This is a genomic window from Nordella sp. HKS 07 (genome assembly GCF_011046735.1).
GTDB lineage: Bacteria > Pseudomonadota > Alphaproteobacteria > Rhizobiales > Aestuariivirgaceae > Taklimakanibacter.
The window spans coordinates 6,235,103-6,249,101 of the sequence record NZ_CP049258.1; the positions used below are offsets into that span (position 1 = coordinate 6,235,103).

The following is a 13,999-nucleotide window of genomic DNA, read 5'->3' on the forward strand; positions in this document are numbered from 1 at the left end:
TCATCGTGACCATTACGCCGCCTGCCTACGGGCAGACTTGCGGAACGGGAAATTAAACGCTTCGAGCAGCGCACGGGCTTCGTCGTCGGACTTGGCCGTGGTGCAGACGATCACATCGAGACCCCAGACGCGATCGATCTTGTCGTAGTCGATCTCCGGGAAAATGAGGTGCTCTTTGATGCCCATGGCATAGTTGCCATGGCCGTCGAAGCTGGTGGACGACAGGCCGCGGAAGTCACGTACGCGCGGCAGCGCAATGGTGATGAGCCGGTCGAGGAATTCGTACATGCGCGTCTTGCGCAGCGTAACCTTGCCGCCGATGGCCAGGTTCTCGCGGATCTTGAAGGTCGCGATGGCCTTGCGGGCCTTGGTGATGACGACCTTCTGACCGGCGATCTTCTCGAGCTCGCCGACGGCGACCTGCACCAGCTTGGAATCGGCCGTCGCTTCGCCGATGCCCATATTGAGCACGATCTTGTCGAGTTTCGGCACTTCCATCGGGTTCGTGTAGCCGAACTGCTCGGTCAGCTTCTTGACGATCTCTTCGTCATATTGCTTGCGTAGCCGCGGCGTGTATTTGTCAGCCATCGATCACTTCTCCGGAAGTCTTGGCGAACCGCACTTTCTTGCCATCCTTGAGGACCTTGTAGCCGACGCGGGTCGGCTTGCCGTCCTTGGGATCGCGCAGCGCGATGTTCGAAATGTGAATCGGCATCTCCTTGGAGACGATGCCGCCCTCCTGGCCGGGGGTCTGCTTCTGGTGCTTGCGCACCACATTGACGCCCTGGACAAGCGCGCGGTTGTCTTCAGGGAAGACGCGCAGCACTTCGCCGACCTTGCCCTTGTCGCGGCCGGTTCGGACGACGACTTTGTCGCCCTTGCGTATCTTCAGCTTCAACGCCATCACAGCACCTCCGGCGCCAACGAAATGATCTTCATCTGGTTCTTGGCGCGCAGCTCGCGCGGCACCGGTCCGAAGATGCGGGTGCCAACCGGCTCGCCCTGAGCATTGATCAACACCGCGGCATTGCGGTCAAAACGAATGACCGAGCCGTCGGCGCGACGGATGTCCTTGGCGGTCCGCACGACGATCGCCTTCATGACGTTGCCCTTCTTCACGCGGCCGCGCGGAATGGCATCCTTGACGGAGACGACAATCACGTCGCCGACATAGGCGTATTTCCGCTTCGAACCGCCCAGCACCTTGATGCACTGGACGCGCTTGGCGCCGGAATTGTCGGCGACATCGAGATTCGTTTCTTGCTGGATCATGGCTTCACCTGTCTTCTCCGGCCGGGGCGGACCCCAAGCCTAAATTTCCCTATCGATCCAAACTCAGCCCTTGGCCCCGCCGACCTTCTCAAGCAAAAGCCAACGCTTCTGCTTCGATATCGGCCTGGTCTCTTCGATCCACACGACGTCACCGACCTTGGCGGTGTTGTTCTCGTCATGCGCATGGTAGTTTTTGCTCAGGCGCACGGTCTTCTTCAGAACCGGATGGGTCAGACGCCGCTCGACCTTGACCACGATGGTCTTGTCGTTCTTGTCGCTCACCACAACGCCTTCAAGGACGCGTTTCGGCATCACATCTCTCCGTTACTTCGCCGCGCTCAGGGCGCGCTGCTGCTGCGACGTCTTGATCCGCGCGATATCGCGGCGGATCTTGCGGACGCGAGCCGTGTTCTCGATCTGGCCCGTCGCCTTCTGGAAGCGCAGGTTGAACTGCTCTTTCTTCAGCTTGAGCAGCTCGTCCTTGAGCTGATCCGGGGTCATTGCTTTCACATCACTAGCCTTCATGGCGCCCTACTCCATCACTCGCCAAGCCGCGCTACGAAGCGCGTCTTGATCGGAAGTTTCGCCGCCGCCAGGGCGAGCGCTTCCTCAGCGATCTGACGGCTCACGCCGTCGACCTCGAACAGGACCCGGCCCGGCTTGACCCGGCAGGCCCAGTATTCCGTCGAGCCCTTGCCGGAACCCATGCGCACTTCGGCAGGCTTCTTCGACACCGGCACGTCCGGGAAGACGCGGATCCACACGCGGCCGGCGCGTTTCATGCCGCGGGTCAGAGCCCGGCGGGCCGCTTCGATCTGGCGGGCGGTCAGCCGTTCCGGCTCCTGGGCCTTCAGGCCGAAGGCGCCAAAGTCCAGATTAGCGCAGCTCGTCGCCTTGCCATGAATGCGGCCCTTGTGGGCCTTGCGGAATTTTGTACGTTTCGGTTGCAGCATGGTTCGTTACCTTAACTTCAGGCCGCAGTCGCTTCGCGCTCGCGGCGCGGGCGCTGACCCTCTTGGCTTTCCGCATTGCGCTTGTCCTGCGCCATCGGATCGTGCTCGAGGATCTCACCCTTGAATATCCACACCTTGACGCCATTGGTGCCATAGGCGGTGATGGCGGTCGCGGTGCCGTAATCGACGTCGGCGCGCAGCGTGTGCAGCGGCACGCGGCCCTCACGATACCACTCGGTGCGCGCGATCTCGGCGCCGCCCAGTCGGCCGGCGCAGGTGATCTTGATGCCTTCGGCCCCCATGCGCTGCGCCGACTGCACGGCGCGCTTCATGGCCCGGCGGAACGCCACGCGGCGCTCCAGCTGCTGGGCGATGTTCTCGGCCACCAGCGTCGCATCGGTTTCGGGCTTGCGCACTTCAACGATGTTGAGGTGAACTTCCGAACCGGTCATTTCAGCGACCTTCTTGCGCAGCTTTTCGATGTCGGCGCCCTTCTTGCCGATCACCACGCCCGGACGCGCCGAGAAGATGGTGACGCGGCACTTCTTGTGCGGACGCTCGATCAGCACCTTGGAGACGCCAGCCTGCTTGAGCTGTTCCTTCAGGTAGCTGCGGATCTTCATGTCCTCATGAAGAAGCTTGCCGTACTCGCGGCGGTTGGCGAACCAGCGCGAATCCCAGGTGCGGTTGATTCCGAGTCGGAAACCGATCGGATTAACTTTCTGCCCCATCAGGCGGCCTCCTTCACTTCACGCACGACAATCGTCAGCTGGCTGAAGAATTTATGAATGTGACCGACGCGGCCGCGCGCACGCGGCGTCCAGCGCTTCATCACCAGGTTCTTGCCGACATGGGCCTCGGCGACGATCAGCTGATTGATGTCGAGGTCATGGTTGTTCTCGGCATTGGCGATCGCCGATTCGAGCGTCTTCTTGATGGTACCGGCGATACGGCGGCGCGAGAAGGTGAGCTCGGCGAGAGCCTTGTCGACCTTCATGCCGCGGATAGAAGCAGCGACGTCGTTGAGCTTGCGCGGCGATACCCGGATCGAGCAGGTCACGCAGCGCGCCTCGTTATCGGCGAGAGACCGCTTTTTGGCTTTCTTGCTCATTTCCTCGCATCCTTAGCTGGCGCCGCCTTCTTGTCGGAGACGCTGTGGCCGTGGAAACTGCGCGTCGGCGCGAACTCGCCGAGCTTGTGCCCGACCATGTCTTCCGACACCAGAACCGGCACGAACTTGTGGCCGTTATGGACCTGGAACGTCAGGCCCACGAACTGCGGCAGAATGGTCGAACGGCGACTCCAGGTCTTGACCGGAGTGTTGCGGCTGCTCGAACGCGCCGCATCCGCCTTCTTCAAGAGATACCCGTCGACGAACGGGCCTTTCCATAGCGAGCGTGACACCGGACTACCTCTTAAGCTTTCTTGGCATGACGGCTGCGCAGGATGAGCTTCTGCGTCGCCTTGTTGTTACGGGTCTTCTTGCCCTTGGTCGGCTTGCCCCAGGGGGTCGCCCAGTGCTTACCGCCATTGGTGCGGCCACCGTTCGGATGGTCGACCGGGTTGCGGGCGATGCCGCGCGATACCGGACGCTCACCCTTCCAACGAGCACGGCCGGCCTTGCCGACGATCTCGTTGACGTGGTCGGGATTGGAAACGGCGCCGACGGTGGCCATGCACTCGGCACGCACCATGCGGGTCTCGCCCGACTTCAGCTTGAGCAGCGCATAGCCCTGATCGCGGCCGGCGAGCATCGCATAGGTGCCGGCCGCACGCGCGAGCTGGCCACCCTTGCCGGGCTTCGTCTCGATATTGTGGATGATCGTGCCGACCGGCATCGCCGACAGCGGCATCGCATTGCCCGGCTTCACGTCAGCCGTGGCGCCGGAGATCACTGTGTCGCCGACCGCCAGGCGCTGCGGCGCCAGGATATAGGCCAACTCGCCATCGGTGTACTTGATCAGCGCGATATAGGCGGTGCGGTTTGGATCATATTCGAGGCGCTCGACCGTCGCCGCGACATCGATCTTGCCGCGCTGGAAGTCAACCAAGCGATAGGCCTGCTTATGGCCGCCGCCCTTGCGGCGCGACGTGATGCGGCCGGAATTGCCGCGTCCACCGCTCTTGGTCAAGCCTTCGGTCAGCATCTTGACCGGCTTGCCCTTCCACAGGTGGCTGCGATCGACCATCACCATATGGCGCTGGCCGGCGCTGGTCGGGTTATATGTTTTGAGTGCCATCTTTCAGCAATCCTTGAACCTTACAGACCGGTCGTCACATCGAGCTTCTGGCCTTCGGCCAGTGTCACGAAGGCTTTCTTCACGTCGCTGAGGCGCGCCGCCTTGCCCTTGAAATTCTTGAGCTTGCCCTTGCGCACCAGCGTGTTAACGGCCTTGACCTTCACGCCGAAAAGGCCCTCGACGGCGGCCTTGATCTGCGGCTTGGTTGCGGTCGAGGCGACGTTGAAAACGACCTGGTTCCTCTCGGAAACCAGCGTGCCCTTTTCGGTGATCGCCGGCCCCCGGATGATGTCGAAGTAGTGTTCCTTGCTCATTTGAACCGCGCCTCCAGCGCTTCGACGGCCGCCTTGGTCAGCACGAGTTTCTTGTGGCGAAGAACGTCATACACATTGATGCCCTGGATCGGCAGGACGTCGATATGCGGGATGTTGCGCGCCGCCGCGGCAAAGCCCTTGTTCAATTCGGCGCCGTCGATGATCAGCGCATTGTCAAGGCCGAGCTTGACGAAGGCCGACTTGAGCGCCTTCGTCTTGGCTTCCCCGATTTCCGCCTTGTCCAGGATGATGAGCTCGGACGACTTCACCTTGGCCGAAAGCGCGTGGCGAAGGCCAAGCGCCCTGACTTTCTTCGGCAGATCGGTCTCATGGCTGCGCGAGCGCGGCCCGAAGGCCTTGCCGCCGCCGACGAAGATGCCGGAACGACGCGAACCGTGACGGGCGCCACCGGAACCCTTCTGGTTGCCGAATTTCTTGCCAGTGCGGTTGATCTCGCCGCGGGTCTTGCTGTGATGCGTGCCGGCCTGGCGCTTGTTGAGCTGCCACAGAACGACTCGATGCAGGATATCGGCGCGCGGTTCGAGACCGAAAATGTGGTCCGCGAGATCGACCGATCCGGCCTTCTCGGCCTCGATGGTTTGGATGTCGGCTTTCATGACTGGCATCCTTATTCCTTGACCGCGGATTCAGCCGCGGGAGCTTGTTGGACCGGAGCCTTGAACGCGCCCGGCCGGGGCGCCTGCTGCGGGAGCTTGCGCTTGATCGCGTCGCGCACCGAGACCCAGCCGCCCTTGACGCCGGGCACGGAGCCGCGAACCATGATCAGGCCACGATCCTTGTCGGTCTTGACGACCTCGATGTTCTGCGTCGTAACCCGTTCGGCGCCGAGATGGCCAGGCATCTTCTTGTTCTTGAAGACCTTGCCCGGATCCTGGCGGTTGCCCGTGGAACCGATCGAGCGGTGGCTGATCGACACGCCGTGCGAGGCGCGCAGACCGGCAAAGTTCCAGCGCTTCATGCCGCCGGCGAAGCCCTTGCCCATCGACGTGCCTGTCACATCGACCAGCTGGCCGGGGACGAAGTGGTCGACAGTGATCTCAGCTCCGACCGCGATCACGTTGTCGGGGCTGACACGGAATTCCTGCACTTTGCGCTTCGGTTCGACTTTCTGCGCGGCGAAATGACCGCGTTGAGCCGCCGAGAGGCGCTTGATCTTGGGCGTGCCCACGCCGAGTTGCAGGGCTGTATAGCCATGCTTATCGGCGGTCTTGTGGGCGACCACTTGGCAATTGTCCACCTTCAGCACGGTGACCGGCACTTGCGCACCTTCGTCCGTGTAAATCCGGGTCATGCCCAATTTCTGTGCGATGAGGCCAGAACGCATCGCTTTACTCCTAATAGCTCAATTAGAGCTTGATCTCGACATCAACACCCGCCGCCAGGTCGAGCTTCATCAGCGCATCGACCGTCTGCGGATTCCAATCCACGATATCCAGAAGACGCCGGTGCGTCCGCATTTCGAACTGCTCACGGCTCTTTTTGTCGACATGCGGCGAGCGGTTCACGGTGAAACGCTCGATGCGGGTCGGCAGGGGCACGGGCCCGCGCACTTGCGCGCCCGTACGTTTCGCCGTGTTCACGATCTCGCGCGTCGACGTATCGAGGATACGATGGTCGAACGCCTTGAGACGGATGCGGATGTTGTTCGCTTGCATCTTCTCTTACTCTACGATTTTGGCGACGACGCCGGCGCCGACGGTACGACCGCCTTCACGGATGGCGAAGCGCAGCTTCTCTTCCATGGCGATCGGCGTGATCAGCTCCACATCCACCGTCACATTGTCGCCAGGCATCACCATCTCGGTGCCCTCGGGCAATGTCACGACGCCGGTCACGTCAGTCGTGCGGAAGTAGAACTGCGGACGATAATTGGTGAAGAACGGCGTATGACGGCCACCCTCCTCCTTCGTCAGAATGTAAGCCTCGGCCTTGAACTTCTTGTGCGGCGTGATCGAGCCCGGCTTCGCCAGAACCTGGCCACGCTCCACACCCGTGCGGTCGATACCGCGCAGCAGCGCACCCACGTTGTCGCCAGCCTCGCCCTGATCGAGCAGCTTGCGGAACATCTCGACGCCCGTAACCGTCGTCTTTGTCGTCGGACGCAGACCGATGATCTCGACTTCCTCGCCGACCTTCACGATGCCGCGCTCGATACGACCGGTCACAACCGTGCCGCGGCCCGAGATCGAGAACACGTCTTCGATCGGCATCAGGAACGGCTGGTCCTTCGGACGCTCCGGCTGCGGAATGTAGCTGTCGACAGCTTCCATCAGCTTCAGGACCGCATCATGGCCAAGCTCCGGGCTCTTGCCTTCGAGCGCCATCAGAGCCGAACCCTTGACGATCGGAATCTCATCGCCCGGGAACTGATACGAATTGAGCAGATCGCGGATCTCCATCTCGACCAGTTCCAGAAGCTCCGGATCGTCGACCATGTCCACTTTGTTCATGAACACGACCAGCGCCGGAACGCCGACCTGACGGGCCAGCAGAATATGCTCGCGCGTCTGCGGCATCGGGCCGTCGGCGGCCGACACGACCAGAATCGCACCGTCCATCTGGGCGGCACCGGTGATCATGTTCTTCACATAGTCGGCGTGGCCCGGGCAGTCGACATGGGCATAGTGCCGGTTCTTCGTCTGATATTCGACGTGAGCCGTCGAGATCGTGATACCGCGAGCCTTCTCTTCCGGCGCCTTGTCGATCTGGTCATACGCAGTGAAGGTCGCCCCACCGGTCTCAGCCAAAACCTTCGTGATCGCCGCTGTCAAAGACGTCTTGCCATGATCGACATGGCCAATCGTCCCAATATTGCAGTGCGGCTTGTCTCGGTTGAATTTCTCTTTGCCCATCGGACTACTCCGTCTTTGGTCTTAAACTTAATTACGCGAATTTCTTCTGGACTTCCTGAGCAACTGCCGTCGGCACCTGCTCATAGTGGTCGAATTGCATCGTGTAGCTGGCGCGGCCCTGGCTCATCGAGCGCAGGCTGTTCACGTAGCCGAACATGTTAGCGAGCGGGACCATCGCGTTGACGATCTGCGCGTTACCGCGGTTGCCGGTGCCCATGATCTGTCCGCGGCGGGAGTTGAGATCACCGATCACGCCGCCGAGATAATCCTCAGGGGTGGTGACTTCGACTTTCATGATCGGCTCGAGCAGGACCGATCCGGCTTTCTGCAGGCCTTCCCGCATCGCGGTACGCGCCGCGATTTCAAAGGCGATCGCCGAGGAGTCGACTTCGTGGTAGGCGCCGTCGGTGAGCGCGACCTTCACGTCGAGCACCGGGAACCCGGCAACCACGCCCGAAGACATGACCGAATTGATACCCTTTTCGACGCCGGGGATGAATTCCTTCGGCACCGAACCGCCGACGACCTTGGACTCGAACTCGTAGCCGGCGCCCTTTTCATTCGGCTCGATCTCGAGAATGACGCGAGCGAACTGACCAGTACCGCCGGTCTGCTTCTTATGGGTATAATCAACTTCCGCCGCGCGGGTGATCGTTTCGCGATAAGCAACCTGCGGCGCGCCGACAGTCACTTCGACCTTGTGGGTACGCTTCAGGATGTCGACCTTTATGTCGAGATGAAGCTCACCCATGCCCTTGATGATCGTCTGCCCGGACTCGCTATCGGTCGAAACGCGGAAGGACGGATCTTCGGCCGCAAGCTTGTACAGCGCGATCGCCATCTTTTCCTGATCAGCCTTGGTCTTGGGCTCGATCGACATGTCGATGACAGGATCCGGGAAATCCATCTTTTCGAGGATCACCGGCTTCGCGGGATCGCACAGCGTATCGCCGGTGCGCGTATCCTTGAGGCCGACCAGAGCGACGATGTCGCCGGCATAGGCTTCCGAGATTTCCTCGCGCATATTGGCATGCATGAGAACCATGCGGCCGACGCGCTCGGTCTTCTCGCGGGTCGAATTGAGAAGCGAAGTGCCCTTCGACAGGGAGCCCGAATAGAGACGGCAAAAGGTCAAGATACCGTACTGATCGTCCATCAGCTTGAAAGCTAGGAGTGACAGCGGCTCCGAGTCCGAGGACTTGCGGACGGTCTCTTCGCCGGTCTTGACGTCGATGCCCTTGATCGACGGGCGGTCGAGCGGCGACGGCAGATAATCGACAACCGCGTCGAGCAACGGCTGAACGCCCTTGTTCTTGAACGAGGAGCCGCACAGCACCGGGAAGAAAGCGCCGGTGACGACCGCCTTGCGCAGCAGCTTCTTGATGGTCTCGTTGGAGAGCTCTTTGCCGTTGAGGAAGTCCTCGGTCGCCTGCTCGTCGAGTTCGGCGCAGGCTTCGATCATCTCGGCACGGGCGGCTTCAGCGGCGTCCTTGAGGTCGTCCGGAATTTCCGCGTCGTTGAACTTGGCGCCGAGGGATTCCTCCTCCCAGATCACCGCCTTCATGCGGACGAGATCGATGATGCCCTTGAAATTGGATTCCGAGCCAACCGGCAGTTGGATCGGAACCGGCTTGGCGCCAAGACGCTCCCTGATATCCTTGATGCACTGCTCGAAGGACGCACCGGTCTTGTCCATCTTGTTGCAGAACACGATGCGCGGCACGTTGTACTTGTCGCCCTGGCGCCACACGGTCTCGGTCTGGGGTTCGACGCCCTGGTTCGAATCGAGCACGCAGACGGCGCCGTCGAGGACGCGCAGCGAACGCTCGACTTCGATGGTGAAGTCCACGTGGCCGGGCGTATCGATGATGTTGAGACGCTTGCCGTTCCAGTAGGTGGTCGTGGCGGCCGAGGTGATGGTGATGCCGCGCTCCTGCTCCTGCTCCATGAAGTCCATGGTAGCGGCGCCGTCATGGACTTCGCCGATCTTGTGGCTCTTGCCGGAGTAGTAAAGGATACGCTCGGACGTCGTCGTCTTTCCGGCATCGATGTGGGCCATGATGCCGAAATTGCGATAGTCTTCGATGGCGTGCGTGCGGGGCATGATCTCAGTTCCTCAGGGCTACCAGCGATAATGCGAGAAGGCGCGGTTCGCTTCAGCCATGCGATGGGTGTCTTCGCGTTTCTTGACGGCGGTGCCGCGGTTGTTGGCGGCATCCATGAGCTCGCCCGACAGGCGGTCGACCATGGTGTTCTCGTTGCGGGCGCGGGCGGCGATGATGATCCAGCGGATCGCCAGGGCCTGACGGCGCTCGGTGCGGACTTCGACCGGCACCTGGTAGGTGGCGCCGCCGACGCGCCGCGAGCGGACTTCGATCGCGGGGCTGACATTGTCGAGCGCCTGATGGAAGACGCCGAGCGGATCCTGCTTGGTCTTGCCGTGAATCTTGTCGAAGGCGCCATAGACGATCGACTCGGCGACCGACTTCTTACCTTCGTACATGAGGTTGTTCATGAACTTGGACACGATGAGATCGCCGAACTTCGGATCCGGATTAATCTCTCTTTTATCAGCGCGGTGACGGCGCGACATGCTCTGACCTCCCCTTACTTAGGACGCTTGGCGCCGTACTTCGAACGGCGTTGCCGACGCTTCACGACACCCTGGGTGTCGAGCACGCCGCGAACGATATGATAGCGGACGCCCGGGAGGTCCTTCACGCGGCCGCCGCGGATCATGACCACCGAGTGTTCCTGCAGGTTGTGGCCTTCGCCAGGAATATAACTCGTGACTTCGAAACCGTTGGTGAGACGAACACGCGCCACCTTCCGCAGGGCCGAGTTCGGCTTCTTCGGCGTGGTGGTGTAGACGCGCGTGCAGACGCCGCGCTTCTGCGGGCATGCCTGCATCGCTGGCACCTTGCTCCGGTATGTCGGCGCGGAGCGCGGCTTGCGGATGAGCTGGTTGATCGTCGGCATAGGGCCTTGTCTCTACCTTCGCAAAACTGTTGTGAGCCCGAGCGATGGTTCACATCGCACATGACAAAGACGCTGGCGCACCTGGCTCACAAAGGTGCACAGCGCCTCAAAACCAGAGGACCACAGCCGGCAGGCCTTGTGGTCTTGACCTTGAATGTTCAAAATGTGTTTTCCGCCAGCGTTTAGGAGCGCGAAGCACCTACTGCCTGCCGCCTGAAAACGAGCGGAACATACTGAGACACCCCACCCCCGTCAACCCCGGAACGCAAGAAAGTTTCGCTATTATGCCGCAGCTTGCGGAACCGGCGGGGCTTGAAACCCGAATTGGGGTGACATTTCCCCTCAGAGACCGGAATTCCGGGCTCGTCTCCCCCGGAAATGACCGTCAGCCGCCGCCCGACCCGCCATCGGGGCCCCGATTCTATCCAGGATCGTCCCGGGATGGGAATCAGCCGGGGCGCGACATTGCCGCAATCGCGCCATAACCTCGCCCCTTCCCCCCGACATGATGGCTATGGACGGCAAATCCAGAGATTCGAGAGGGAGAATATCGATGATGCTGGCCCAGCCTGCCTGGTGGCATGAACTCAATACCTGGGAACCCGAAACCGCTTTAGCTTTCTATGGCCGCACCCTGGGGTGGAAATTCGATTCGACCTCCCTGCCCAATGGCGGGACCTACTGGATCGCCCGCAAGGACAACAAGGCCGTCGGCGCCATCTTCGAACTCACCTCTCCGCAGTATACCGACATCCCGTCCCACTGGATGACGTATCTGGCCGTGTCCGATATCGACAAGGCCGAACAGGATACGCTGCGCGAAGGTGGCGAGGTGATGCGTCCCTCCGCTCATATTCCGGGTGTCGGAAAGCTGGCGGTGGTGGCCGACTCGGCCGGTGCCCTGATCGGCCTCATCGAGCCCGAGCGCAATGTCGCCATGGCGAACTGAAGATTATATGACGTAACGGTAATTTTGGATGCGGGGCCATATGGCCCCGTTTCTCATTCCGAATTGGTTCTAGCATCGCGTTCCAAATCTGAAAGACTGGCCTAGATCACGATGAGTTTGGATCGAATCGATCCAAACTCATAAACGTGATCGATCTTTATATTTAGCGCGGGATTCTCGCGAAAAACCGGTACCCACTTTTTCGCATCTCGCGCTAGCAAGATTGCGCGAGGGGCTCATGGCGGAATTCGATACCGACTGGTCGACCGAGGCCATTATCGGGCGGCGAGACAAATATTACGCTGCCTCCCAGAGAGCGTTCGTCCCGTACAAGACTCCTCTGATCTTCTCGCGCGGCGAGCGCCAGTATCTATGGGACGAGACCGGCAAGAAATATCTCGATCTCCTCGGCATGAATGTCTGCATTTCGGTGGGCCACGCGCACCCGACGGTGACACGCGCCGTCGAAGAGCAGATCCGTCAGCTCCAGCATTGCACCACCATGTTCTACCACCCGGTACCGGCGCACTTTGCCGAGGAACTCGCCGCCCGCATGCCCAAGGGCCAGGACTGGGTGGTCCACTTCACCAATAGCGGCACCGAGGCGATCGACCTCGCCCTCATCATGGCCCAGAGCTTCAGCGGCAATATCGACATGCTGGCCCTGCGCAACGCCTATCATGGTGCCACGATCGGCGCCCAGTCGCTGACCGGCATCAGCGGCTTCCGCCATAACATCCCCCTGCTCGGCGGCATCCATCACATCGCCAATCCGGACCCTTATCGCGGGGTCTTCGAGGGCGATACCGACGCGTATCTGGCCGAGATCGACCGCACCATCCAGTTCGCGACGCCCGGCAAGCTCGCCGGTTTCATCGTCGAGCCGATCCAGGGCTATGGCGGCATCGTCGAATTGCCCAAAGGATACCTCAAGGCCGCGACCGGAAAGATTCGCGACGCCGGCGGGGTCCTGATCGTCGATGAGGTGCAGTCGGGCTTCGGCCGGACCGGCGACAATTTCTGGGCTTTCGAGCACCACGATGTGCTGCCGGAGATCGTCGTGATGGCGAAGGGAATCGGCAATGGCTTTCCGCTCGGCGCCGTGGTGGCGCGCCGCGACGTCGCCGAGGTGCTGGCCAAGAAGTTCTTCTTCAACACCTATGGCGCAAGCCCGATGGCCTGCGCCGCCGGGCGCGCCGTGCTCAAAGTGATCGACGAGGAGAAGCTTCAGGAGAACTCCAAGACCGTTGGCGCGGCGCTCAAGGCGGTCCTCGACCGCCTGCACCAGAAATACGAGATCATCGGCGAAGTGCGCGCCCACGGCCTGATGCTGGCTTTGGAGCTCGTCAGCGACCGCCGCAGCAAGACGCCGGCGACGAAGGAAACGGCGGACATCTTCGAGAAGACACGCGAAAACGGCATCGTGGTCAGCAAATCAGGCGCCAGCCGAAATATCTTGCGCATGGTGCCGCCGATGTGCATCAAGCTCGACGACGTAGCCTGGGTCGAGGAGGCGCTCGACCGCTGCTTTGCAGGCTATTGATTGATATCAACTGGATACATGCCCGCCCCGACGTGGGATCACGGTCACCTCGAACTGGCCCGACCTGACATGACAAACGTGATCGCACAATTCTATTCGGCTATTCGGCGCGTGATCGGACGGAAGACCGGTGCTGACTATTCCTGATCTCGCGCTCGGCTCGCTTTTCGTCTTCCTGGCCGCCATCGTTCGCGGCTATTCGGGCTTCGGCTTTTCGCTGCTGGTCATCACCTCGCTCTCGCTACTGATGCCGCCCCAGACCTTTATCCCGGCGGTCTTCATGCTCGAGATCGCCGCGAGCCTGCATATGCTCCCCGGCATCTGGAAGGACATTCATTGGCGCTCGCTGGCGCCCCTCATCGTTGGCTGCCTGGTGGGCACGCCACTCGGCGTCTGGCTTCTCACCAATGTCCCCGCCCCACCGATGCAGATCGCGCTCGCCGTCTTCGTTCTCATCATCACCGGCTTCATGTGGCGCGGCTTCACGCTGAAGAGCATGCCCGGCATGACAGCTTCGGCGGGCGTCGGCGTCGCCTCCGGTCTCTTCAACGGCGCCTTCGGCATTGGCGGGCCGCCGGTGATCCTGTTCTACTTCGCCTCGCCCGCCGGCAACATCGCGGGCCGCGCCTCGCTCATCGCCTTTTTCCTGATGACCGATCTCATCGGCCTCGCTTTCATGAGCCAAGAATCGCTTATCGGCTGGAATTCCCTCTATCTGGCGTTTATCTTCCTGCCTGCACTGTTCATCGGAATCTGGCTCGGGGCGAAGAGCTTCAAGGGCGCCGACCCCCGGGTCTTCCGCAAATGGGTGCTGGCGCTGCTCGCGTTTCTTGCCGTTCTATCCGGCCTCCAGGGCATCGCCGCCTATTGGTGAAG

The 13,999-nt window shown here is 61.3% G+C and carries 21 protein-coding genes; 3 read left to right on the forward strand and 18 right to left on the reverse strand.

The window, feature by feature from the left end; genetic code table 11:
* Positions 1-12 precede the first annotated feature (12 nt).
* From rplE to rpsL, 18 genes are all read right to left on the reverse strand, one after another.
* Positions 13-588 carry a 50S ribosomal protein L5 gene (rplE, locus tag G5V57_RS29455; protein ID WP_165172071.1) on the reverse strand — a complete coding sequence of 192 codons (576 nt, stop codon included), beginning with the start codon at positions 586-588 and terminating at the stop codon, positions 13-15.
* Positions 581-898 (reverse strand): 50S ribosomal protein L24, encoded by a 318-nt coding sequence (gene rplX / locus G5V57_RS29460; protein WP_165174322.1) that lies wholly within the window; start codon positions 896-898, stop codon positions 581-583. The genes rplE and rplX overlap by 8 nt, the downstream gene beginning before the upstream one ends.
* Positions 899-903: 5 nt before the next feature.
* Entirely contained in the window at positions 904-1,272 is a 369-nt protein-coding gene (rplN, locus tag G5V57_RS29465; RefSeq protein WP_137857869.1) for a 50S ribosomal protein L14, read from the reverse strand.
* A gap of 63 nt (positions 1,273-1,335) precedes the next feature.
* A complete protein-coding gene (gene rpsQ, locus G5V57_RS29470) occupies positions 1,336-1,584 on the reverse strand; it encodes a 30S ribosomal protein S17 (protein ID WP_165172073.1) in 249 nt (82 codons plus the stop codon).
* Between the two features lie 12 nt (positions 1,585-1,596).
* The gene (rpmC, locus tag G5V57_RS29475) at positions 1,597-1,797 is read right to left on the reverse strand and encodes a 50S ribosomal protein L29 (protein WP_165172075.1); all 201 of its coding nucleotides are present in this window, start codon (positions 1,795-1,797) and stop codon (positions 1,597-1,599) included.
* A 14-nt stretch (positions 1,798-1,811) separates the two neighbouring features.
* Positions 1,812-2,225, reverse strand: a complete 414-nt coding sequence (gene rplP / locus G5V57_RS29480; protein WP_165172078.1) for a 50S ribosomal protein L16 — start codon at positions 2,223-2,225, stop codon at positions 1,812-1,814.
* A gap of 17 nt (positions 2,226-2,242) precedes the next feature.
* Positions 2,243-2,956 carry a 30S ribosomal protein S3 gene (rpsC, locus tag G5V57_RS29485; RefSeq protein WP_165172080.1) on the reverse strand — a complete coding sequence of 238 codons (714 nt, stop codon included), beginning with the start codon at positions 2,954-2,956 and terminating at the stop codon, positions 2,243-2,245.
* Entirely contained in the window at positions 2,956-3,336 is a 381-nt protein-coding gene (gene rplV / locus G5V57_RS29490; protein WP_165172083.1) for a 50S ribosomal protein L22, read from the reverse strand. The genes rpsC and rplV overlap by 1 nt, the downstream gene beginning before the upstream one ends.
* On the reverse strand, positions 3,333-3,629 hold the full coding sequence (rpsS, locus tag G5V57_RS29495; RefSeq protein WP_165172084.1) for a 30S ribosomal protein S19: 297 nt from the start codon (positions 3,627-3,629) through the stop codon (positions 3,333-3,335). Before rpsS ends, rplV begins: the two co-directional genes overlap by 4 nt.
* 11 nt (positions 3,630-3,640) lie before the next feature.
* Positions 3,641-4,465 (reverse strand): 50S ribosomal protein L2, encoded by an 825-nt coding sequence (rplB, locus tag G5V57_RS29500; RefSeq protein WP_165172085.1) that lies wholly within the window; start codon positions 4,463-4,465, stop codon positions 3,641-3,643.
* Between the two features lie 20 nt (positions 4,466-4,485).
* Entirely contained in the window at positions 4,486-4,779 is a 294-nt protein-coding gene (locus G5V57_RS29505; RefSeq protein ID WP_165172086.1) for a 50S ribosomal protein L23, read from the reverse strand.
* Positions 4,776-5,396 carry a 50S ribosomal protein L4 gene (gene rplD, locus G5V57_RS29510; RefSeq protein WP_165172087.1) on the reverse strand — a complete coding sequence of 207 codons (621 nt, stop codon included), beginning with the start codon at positions 5,394-5,396 and terminating at the stop codon, positions 4,776-4,778. Before rplD ends, G5V57_RS29505 begins: the two co-directional genes overlap by 4 nt.
* A gap of 11 nt (positions 5,397-5,407) precedes the next feature.
* Complete coding sequence (gene rplC / locus G5V57_RS29515; RefSeq protein ID WP_165172088.1) at positions 5,408-6,124, reverse strand: 50S ribosomal protein L3; 717 nt, start codon at positions 6,122-6,124, stop codon at positions 5,408-5,410.
* A gap of 22 nt (positions 6,125-6,146) precedes the next feature.
* On the reverse strand, positions 6,147-6,455 hold the full coding sequence (rpsJ, locus tag G5V57_RS29520) for a 30S ribosomal protein S10 (protein WP_119392468.1): 309 nt from the start codon (positions 6,453-6,455) through the stop codon (positions 6,147-6,149).
* Between the two features lie 6 nt (positions 6,456-6,461).
* On the reverse strand, positions 6,462-7,652 hold the full coding sequence (gene tuf, locus G5V57_RS29525; RefSeq protein WP_165172089.1) for an elongation factor Tu: 1,191 nt from the start codon (positions 7,650-7,652) through the stop codon (positions 6,462-6,464).
* Positions 7,653-7,683: 31 nt separating this feature from the next.
* A complete protein-coding gene (fusA, locus tag G5V57_RS29530; RefSeq protein WP_165172090.1) occupies positions 7,684-9,756 on the reverse strand; it encodes an elongation factor G in 2,073 nt (690 codons plus the stop codon).
* A gap of 18 nt (positions 9,757-9,774) precedes the next feature.
* Positions 9,775-10,245, reverse strand: coding sequence for a 30S ribosomal protein S7 (gene rpsG, locus G5V57_RS29535; RefSeq protein ID WP_165172097.1), 471 nt, complete (start codon positions 10,243-10,245; stop codon positions 9,775-9,777).
* Between the two features lie 14 nt (positions 10,246-10,259).
* Positions 10,260-10,631: a 30S ribosomal protein S12 gene (rpsL, locus tag G5V57_RS29540; RefSeq protein ID WP_165172099.1), complete on the reverse strand. Its 372-nt coding sequence runs from the start codon at positions 10,629-10,631 to the stop codon at positions 10,260-10,262.
* A 553-nt stretch (positions 10,632-11,184) separates the two neighbouring features.
* Between rpsL and G5V57_RS29545 the strand changes: the two genes are divergently transcribed.
* The 3 genes from G5V57_RS29545 to G5V57_RS29555 all read left to right on the forward strand — a co-directional run bounded on the left by G5V57_RS29545 (position 11,185) and on the right by G5V57_RS29555 (position 13,997).
* Entirely contained in the window at positions 11,185-11,580 is a 396-nt protein-coding gene (locus tag G5V57_RS29545) for a VOC family protein (RefSeq protein WP_165172101.1), read from the forward strand.
* Positions 11,581-11,818: 238 nt separating this feature from the next.
* A complete protein-coding gene (locus tag G5V57_RS29550; RefSeq protein ID WP_165172111.1) occupies positions 11,819-13,123 on the forward strand; it encodes an aspartate aminotransferase family protein in 1,305 nt (434 codons plus the stop codon).
* A 130-nt stretch (positions 13,124-13,253) separates the two neighbouring features.
* Complete coding sequence (locus tag G5V57_RS29555; RefSeq protein WP_165172113.1) at positions 13,254-13,997, forward strand: sulfite exporter TauE/SafE family protein; 744 nt, start codon at positions 13,254-13,256, stop codon at positions 13,995-13,997.
* The last annotated feature ends 2 nt before the right edge of the window (positions 13,998-13,999 follow it).